Source organism: Kocuria sp. CNJ-770, from assembly GCF_001942375.1.
In the GTDB taxonomy this organism is placed as follows: Bacteria; Actinomycetota; Actinomycetes; order Actinomycetales; family Micrococcaceae; genus Kocuria; species Kocuria oceani.
Window position 1 is genome coordinate 1 of sequence record NZ_MKJW01000002.1, and the last position, 7,529, is coordinate 7,529.

Annotated in this window: 9 protein-coding genes and 1 pseudogene; all 10 read left to right on the forward strand. The window is 68.6% G+C overall.

The window, feature by feature from the left end:
* The first annotated feature begins 249 nt into the window (after positions 1-249).
* Positions 250-777 carry a DUF3105 domain-containing protein gene (locus tag BJF77_RS00040; protein WP_238986114.1) on the forward strand — a complete coding sequence of 176 codons (528 nt, stop codon included), beginning with the start codon at positions 250-252 and terminating at the stop codon, positions 775-777.
* Positions 774-1,454 carry a DUF305 domain-containing protein gene (locus BJF77_RS00045; protein ID WP_238986113.1) on the forward strand — a complete coding sequence of 227 codons (681 nt, stop codon included), beginning with the start codon at positions 774-776 and terminating at the stop codon, positions 1,452-1,454. Before BJF77_RS00040 ends, BJF77_RS00045 begins: the two co-directional genes overlap by 4 nt.
* A 285-nt stretch (positions 1,455-1,739) precedes the next feature.
* A complete protein-coding gene (locus tag BJF77_RS00050; protein ID WP_047804905.1) occupies positions 1,740-2,705 on the forward strand; it encodes a cytochrome c oxidase assembly protein in 966 nt (321 codons plus the stop codon).
* A gap of 466 nt (positions 2,706-3,171) precedes the next feature.
* Positions 3,172-3,705 carry a heparan-alpha-glucosaminide N-acetyltransferase domain-containing protein gene (locus BJF77_RS21175; protein ID WP_255396051.1) on the forward strand — a complete coding sequence of 178 codons (534 nt, stop codon included), beginning with the start codon at positions 3,172-3,174 and terminating at the stop codon, positions 3,703-3,705.
* Complete coding sequence (locus BJF77_RS21180; protein WP_255396052.1) at positions 3,663-3,986, forward strand: hypothetical protein; 324 nt, start codon at positions 3,663-3,665, stop codon at positions 3,984-3,986. The genes BJF77_RS21175 and BJF77_RS21180 overlap by 43 nt, the downstream gene beginning before the upstream one ends.
* Complete coding sequence (locus BJF77_RS21185) at positions 3,980-4,339, forward strand: hypothetical protein (protein WP_255396053.1); 360 nt, start codon at positions 3,980-3,982, stop codon at positions 4,337-4,339. Before BJF77_RS21180 ends, BJF77_RS21185 begins: the two co-directional genes overlap by 7 nt.
* 677 nt (positions 4,340-5,016) lie before the next feature.
* Complete coding sequence (locus BJF77_RS00060) at positions 5,017-5,394, forward strand: helix-turn-helix transcriptional regulator (protein ID WP_047804859.1); 378 nt, start codon at positions 5,017-5,019, stop codon at positions 5,392-5,394.
* Positions 5,394-6,313, forward strand: a pseudogene (locus BJF77_RS00065) (cation diffusion facilitator family transporter). The gene BJF77_RS00060 and the pseudogene BJF77_RS00065 overlap by 1 nt, the downstream one beginning before the upstream one ends.
* Positions 6,314-6,374: 61 nt before the next feature.
* Positions 6,375-6,536: a hypothetical protein gene (locus BJF77_RS20350; RefSeq protein ID WP_158041128.1), complete on the forward strand. Its 162-nt coding sequence runs from the start codon at positions 6,375-6,377 to the stop codon at positions 6,534-6,536.
* Positions 6,537-6,937: 401 nt separating this feature from the next.
* Positions 6,938-7,529: MIP/aquaporin family protein (locus BJF77_RS00070; RefSeq protein ID WP_187347224.1), on the forward strand; the 592-nt coding region annotated here is incomplete at its 3' end.

Consider the following 7,529-nt stretch of genomic DNA (forward strand, 5'->3'; position numbering starts at 1 on the left):
AACGTGTTCAGGGGTGGGTGGTCGACGATCTTCCGAAGAAGGCCGTGCAGGAAAGACCCAGCACAGTGCGCTAGCGTCCTGCCCGTTCAGGAGGAGCAAGACCCTTTTTGGTCCATTGGAGGAGACCGCATGGCGGATGGTACGGACCCGGAGCGGGCGCGGCAGGAACGTGCTGCGCTGCTGGATCAGCACTGGGCGGCCGATGCCCGGGCCACCCGTAGGCGGCGGGTCCTGGCGGGAGCGGGTGCGGTGACCGCTGTCGCAGCGGTCGCAGCTCTAGTGGCCGTCGCGGTGATCAACGATCCCCCGCCCCAGGCGCGGGAGGACATCGAGATCGCCGGGCTGCAGACCTTCGGCGACCTCGGCAACTCCCATGTGGAGGCCGCGGTGGACTACGAGCAGGCGCCCCCGGTGGGCGGGGACCATGCCAGTGCCTGGCTCAACTGCGGGGTCTACACGGAGCCGGTGCCCGAGGAGAACGCTGTGCACGCCCTGGAGCATGGGGCGGTGTGGGCCGCTTACGACCCCTCCGCCTTGTCCGAGGACCAGGTGGAGGCCCTGCGCCAGGCTGTCCCCGACACCTACGTGGTGCTCTCCCCCTACGAGGATCTGGGCGCCCCCATAATGGTCTCGGCGTGGGGGGCTCAGGTGGCCGTGGACTCCCCCGAGGATGAGCGCCTGGAGCAGTTCGTGACCAAGTACTGGCAGTCCCCCGAGGCCCCGGAGCCCGGGGCGTCCTGCACCGGTGGCATCGATGCCCCCAGCCGGGTCGCGTGAGCACCAGCACCGGCGCCGCCTCCAGGAGCGTGGCAGGGCACCGGGGACGGTGGGTCCTGCTGGTGCTGGCGGCCGTGCTACTGGCAGCTGCCGGCTGGGCGGTGGGGCAGCTGAGCGCTCCAACGTCGTCCACCCCGGCGGAGGGCAGCCCGGAAGCCGGGTTCGCCCGCGACATGCAGACCCACCACCTGCAAGCGGTGGAAATGAGCTCCCTGGTCCGGGACCGCACGGAGGATCCGGAGATCCGCCGATTGGCCTACGACATCTCCCGCACCCAGCAGCAACAGGCCGGGCAGATGTACGGGTGGCTCTCCGTGTGGGGGCTGCCCCAGGCCTCGCCCCAGCCGACCATGGCCTGGATGGACGACGGCGCGCAGGACCACACGTCCATGCCCGGCATGGACTCCACGACCCCGGGCCTGGATGCGCGAATGCCGGGTATGGCCACCGCCGAACAGCTGGACCAGCTGGAGGACGCCGAAGGCCGGGAAGCTGAACGGCTCTACCTCGAGTTGATGATCCCTCACCACCAGGCAGGTGCGACCATGGCCCAGGCCATCCTGGAGCGCACCGAGAATCCCGTGGTGACGTCCCTGGCGCAGTCGATCGCCACCAGCCAGACCTCCGAGATCGACTACATGGAGGACCTGCTGGCCGAGCGCCGCACCCCATCATGATCCCCATCCGCACACCAGGATCAGCACACGTGGCCGGGCCCGTGCAAAAGCTGACGGGCTCAGACGTGAACCGGTCTCCAGGCTCGGCCCCGCTGCGCGCCGTGATCGGAATCCACCGGGGTTCTTCGGCCACCACCTCCAAGATCCCATGGAAGTCAGGGACGGGGCCGGTGGGGCACGCCCGCCCCTCTCGGACCGGTCCTGGGCTCAGGGCCCGATCAGGACCCCGGGACCGTTCTGTGGCGTGCGAAAATGCGGCCATGGCAGTCGATGCTTTCCGTGACCATGGTTGACCGCAGCGTGGAGGGCCCGGTCTGGGTTCCGATCGAGCCCCCGAGCCTGGAGAACTTCCTGGCTCCCACGATGCAACCGGTTCCGCTCATCCCGGCCATCGCGCTGGTGCTGGCTGTGCTGTATCTGGCCGGAGCAGCCCGGCTGTGGACAGCACGCCGGCGGTGGCCGGTATGGCGGACCCTGTGTTTTCTCACCGGGTGCGCGGCCACCGCGCTCATCATGGGCGCGGGAATCGAAGGCTACGGGTTGCGCATGTTCTCCGTGTTCATGTTCCAGCAGCTGACCCTGATGATGATCGTCCCAGCACTGCTGGTCCTGGGCAGCCCGGGCACCCTGCTGCTGCGGGCCACACCCCACCGCGGACCCGGCGCCGTGGTGCTGCGTCTGGCCCTGGGGGGTCTGCGTTCCCGGTGGGGCAGGTTCGCCGTCCATCCCGCCTTTTTGGTTCCGTTGTTCCTGGTCAGTTTCTACGGGGTGTATCTCAGCGGGCTGGACGACCGGCTGTTGCCCACCTGGTACGGCCATACCGGGTTGGAACTGCTGTTCTTGGCCTCCGGGATCCTGTTCACCGTTCCGTTGCTGTCGGCCGATCCACTACCGACCAAGCAGACCTACGGCAGTCGCTTGGCCGACATTGTCCCCGAGATGCCGCTGCACGCCTTCTTCGGCGTCATCGTCATGATGGCTCCGCTGCCCGTCGTGGATTTCTTCGCCACCCCGCCGGACAGCTGGGATCTCGACCCGATGGCCGATCAGGTCCTGGCCGGCTCGTTGGCCTGGTCCTACGGCGAATTACCGTCCGTGCTGATCCTGCTGTTCATCATGAGCCAGTGGCACCGCGACGATGCGCGCAAAGCCGCCCGCGACGAGGCCGAAACCGCCGTCAGGGGCACCCCGGATCTGGATGCCTACAACGCCTACCTGGATCAGCTGCAGCAGCGCACCGAGAACCGCTAGCCCCACAGGCATCAGCCGCCGACCGGAGCCGGTCGGGGCGGGCAAAGACGCCGACGCGGCCGGTCCCTGCCGTCACCCGGTGCGTGGTCCCCGGTGGTCTGCAGGACATCGTCTGGCCAAGGACAACTCCTCCCCGGGCGTAGAAAACCCGATCGTTGACCATCTCCACCGGTTCTGAACCTGGTGCACGTCCGTGGTGCTGATGGTGGCGGGGCCGGAGAAAACCGTCCGCAAGCCTCGCGGCAGGCACTGGCGACTGGAGCTGCTTCCACAGCCAGGACACAGGAAAAGGATAAGCCTGGGAAAGTCCGTCCTGGTCGGATGGAGATAGACAGGGCCCGGAGGTCCGGACCGGTGGGCGGGGGCCCGCCGGTACAGCCGAGAGAAGGAACGCACCAGCATGGTCAACGTCCACCATCCGAACTCGGGGACGCGGGGACCAACAGGGGGCTCAGAGCTCCCGCTGGTGAAGAAGCCACGGCTGGTGGGGGTCGACGCCGCCCGGGGTCTGGCCCTGCTGGGGATGTTCTCCATCCACATTCTGCCCGCCTGGGACCCCGAGACCTACGAGGTCACCCTGCAGTGGCAGCTCTTCGCCGGCCGGGCCGCGGCCCTGTTCGCCCTGCTGGCCGGGGTCGGCCTGGCCTTCTCCACCGGCGCAGGCACACCCCACCGGGGCCGGACGATGACGGCTGACCGGGTGGGGGTGCTCGTCCGGGCCGTGCTGATCACCGTGCTGGGTCTGCTCGTCAACCAGGTGATGCCGGAGGACCCGCCGGCCTACAACATCTTGATCTACTACGGGGTGTTCTTCCTGCTGGCCATCCCCTTCCTGCACCTGCCCGCACGAACCCTGTTCGTCCTCGCCGGGGTCAACGCCGTGCTCGCCCCCGTGCTGATGCAGTCCCTGCGCGACGCGCTACCGGAGATGGAGACCTACAACCCCACCATCACCGGGTGCTCACCGACCCCGGCACCGTGCTGTCCCAGGTGCTGTTGACCGGCACCTACCCCGCGTTCCCGTACCTGACCTACCTGCTCGCCGGCATAGCCATCGGCCGGCTCAACCTGCGGTCCCTGCACGTCCAGGGCCGGTTGCTCGTAGCCGGTCTGATCCTGGCTCTGGCCGCGTGGCTGGTCTACTGGGTGCTGATCCTCCAGGCCGGCGGCTACGACCAACTGATGAGCTCCACCCCGTCGCTGAGCCACGAGCAGATCGACGAGATCCTCATCTGGGGCCCGACCCCGTCCTGCCCGACACCACGTGGTGGTGGATGCTGATCCCCGGCCCGCACACCAACACCCCGATCGCCATCCTCTACGGCCTCGGCTCCGGCACAGCCGTGCTGGGGGCGTTCCTGCTCATCGGGCGGAAATCCGGCGCCTGGCTGCTGCCGCTCAGTGCTGCCGGTTCCATGACCCTGACCCTCTACACGGCCCACCTGCTGGCCCTGGCCGCGATGGTGCACTACGAGGTGCCCATGCTGTGGTTCCTCATCCACGCAGGCGGGGCGGCGGTGTTCGCCGTGGCCTGGCAACGCGCCTACGGGCAAGGCCCGCTGGAGCGGGCCCTGGCCCGGACCGCCGGCGCCGGGCGCGGGCTCGTCCTCACCCCCGGTCGTCGCGAAGACTGAGCCCGGACCCAGCTGCAACAGCAGCTGGTCCCCATCACGCCGGCGACATCGGTAGCGGACACCAACAACATCTCCGCCGGACACATAGCAATGCACAGCGCCTTCGACAGTCGGTCGGCCCCTGCTGGGCCACCGTTCCGGTAGCCACGACGACGTGACGCCCCGGCCCTCCGGGCCCGTCGTGGTCAGGATGCGCCCGTTCCGCCGCCTGGCAACCAGCCGTCGGAGCCAATCGGCAGGCCAGCAAACATTTCGGGTACCCGAGACAGCACACGAGGACGCCGCCCTTGACCAGCAGGGCACCTGCATAGGCCCTTCCACCGCAAGGCTGCGCTCATGCGACGAGGATGGGCACGTGCGCGGGGTCAGGGTCGGCTTGGACGAGGCGGTGAAGGGGGCAGCCCGCAGATGCGCCGCGCATGTCCGGCCAGGATGAGCCCGGGACGGACAAGGCGCACCATCCACACGACGTGAACCAGTCCGCGACGCCCGATGCAGATGCTCAAAGGGCTCAGGCCCTGGAGACTGCCGGAGACCCTGACCGGCCATCGAGGGGCTGGCGGCATGACCGCTCCGGCATCGGTTGCGCCCCTGGGTGAAGGTGGCGCTGGCCCTGGGTACCGGAAGATGCCCCATGGGATAACATATGCAGATCTAGTCAGATGTGAGGAGGTCTCATGGTTCAGGTCACCCCGCTGGAGACTTGCGTGGTCGTCGCGGCCCACCCCGACAAGGTGGCGCTGACCCGGCAGAACATTCCCGAGCACGCCGAGGCGGTGCAGCTCGCCGCGATGTTCAGGTTGTTCGGCGACCCGCGTCGGGTGCGGATCCTCTACGCGTTGCTCGAGGCCGGTGAGTTGTGCGTGTGCGACCTCTCCGCCGCGGTGGAGGTCCCGGAGACGGCGGTATCCCAGGCCCTGCGCCTGTTGCGCACTGCCGGGGTCGTCGAGAACCGACGGGACGGGCGGATGGTGTATTACCGTCTCGCCGATGCTCATGTGCGGATGCTGCTCGATCTCAGCCGCGAGCACACCCGGCACGAGGGGAGCTCCTGATGGGCGCCGGGCACAGCCACGGGCCGGCCATGCCCACCGCAGGGCACGCGGGTGGGCGCTATCGCCGGCGGCTGGCTGCGGCGTTCGCGCTGACGGCGACCTTCTTCGTCGTCGAGCTCGTCGCCGGGTTGGTCTCCAATTCCCTGGCGCTCATCTCCGATGCCGGCCACATGGCCGCCGACGTGGTGGCCCTGGCCAGCACACTGCTGGCCACCCACATCGCCACCAGACCGGACACCACGGGCCGGCGCACGTATGGCTCCTACCGGGCCGAGATCTTCGCCTCCGGCCTGGTCGTGCTGATCATGCTCGGTGTCGGCGCCTACGTCATCGTCTCAGCGATGGGCCGGTTCGGCGAGGCCCCCGAGGTGACTTCCGGGACGATGCTCGTCGTCGGCTTCATCGGGCTGGTCATCAACATCGTCTCCATGCTCCTGCTGCGCAGCGGGTCCAAGGACAGCCTGAACGTCAAGGGCGCCTACTTCGAGGTGGTGGCCGACGCCGCCGGCTCGGTGGGCGTCATGATCGCCGGCGCCTGATCATCCTCACGGGAAATCCGATCTGGGACATTGTCGTGGCCGCCCTCATCGCGGTCTTCGTCATCGTCCGGGCGCTGACCCTCGGACGGCAGGTGCTCGCCGTGCTCGGCCAGCACGCCCCGGCCGGCATCGATCCCCAAACCGTTGCGGCCACCCTCGGCGACGTCGGCGGGGTGGCCCAGGTCCACGACCTGCACCTGTGGACGCTGACCTCGGGGATGAACGTGGCCACCGCCCACCTCGTCGCGGCCCCCGGCGCGGACCACCAGGAGGTACTCGTCGGCGCCCAGGACGTGCTGCGCGAACGGTACGCGATCGAGCACGCCACCTTGCAGGTAGAACCCGCCGACCGGCCCGGCTGCCACGACCTGACCTGGTGAAGGCAGCCTGAGACGGTCCGCCGGCGCGACGGCGACCTTAGCCACCACCGACGGTGGGCGCATGAATCTCCACTACGCCACCTCCCCGACCGAAAAGTCCCAGGACCACACCGGCTCCACCGTGCCGCTGCTGGGCTTCAGACCCGAGGCCGAGGACCTTCCGGCACTGATCGACCAGATCGGCATCTCCGAGATCACCACCACAGCCCTGAGTCTGCACTGACCTGCGGTGATCAGCCCGACCGGGTGCTCTTGACTCGTTCACCCGATCAGGCCGACCGCCGTCCCAGTCCCTACTCCTCCCCCCGTCCAGGACCGGTGGGGTGGCAGAGTCATCACCTCCCTGCCCGTCGTCCCGGCCATTTCCGACCCGATGGGCTGGCCCTCGCTGGAGCCGGACCCACCAGGGAGCCCCACCAAGGAGTCCTTCAACAGGCGGAACCACCCCTTCGCCGACAGTGAAGCGACCAACCAGCAAGGACCGGCTGTGGGATCAACACGTTTGGGCCCGTGTTCAAGAACCATTCAGCAAACCGTGGTCCTATGGCACCGGCACCCACGCCCGGACTTGCTGACCCACCATCTTGGCACTGCCGTGTCGAGCGACCTGCAGGAGAACCCCCTATGACCGACAACGCCTCGGGACCCGCTGTTATGGGATCCACCGCGCCTGCCCGTGCTACGGACACGGCCGCCCCCGACTTCCAGAATCTGGTGGCCCCGGTCCCGGATGCGGTGCGCAAAGATTCCGTCACCGGCGGGGTGACCCCGGCCCCGTCGGCCGGTGCCCGGTGGGCGGCGGAGTTCGCCGGTACTACCGTGCTGGTCTTCGCCGGGCTGGGCACGGGCATTTTCGCCACCGCGGTGATCGATTCCGCACTGGGCTTCGGGCTGGCGCTGCTGGCGGTACTGGTGGCTTTCGGACACGTCTCCGGGGGACACTTCAATCCAGCAGTGACCCTGGCGGCGGTCGTGGCCGGGCGCACTCCGACCAAGGTCGCCCTCGGCTACGTGGTGGCCCAGGTGCTCGGAGCACTGGTCGCGGTGGGCCTGCTGTGGGCGGTGCTGATGACACTGATCGATGCCTCCACCACCGCCCAAGCCCTGGGTGCGGTGGCCAACGGCTACGGGGAGAACTCCACCTCCCAAGCCGGCTGGCCCACCGTGCTTCTGATCGAGTTCGTGGCGACGACCCTGTTCGTCCTCGTGGTCCTGG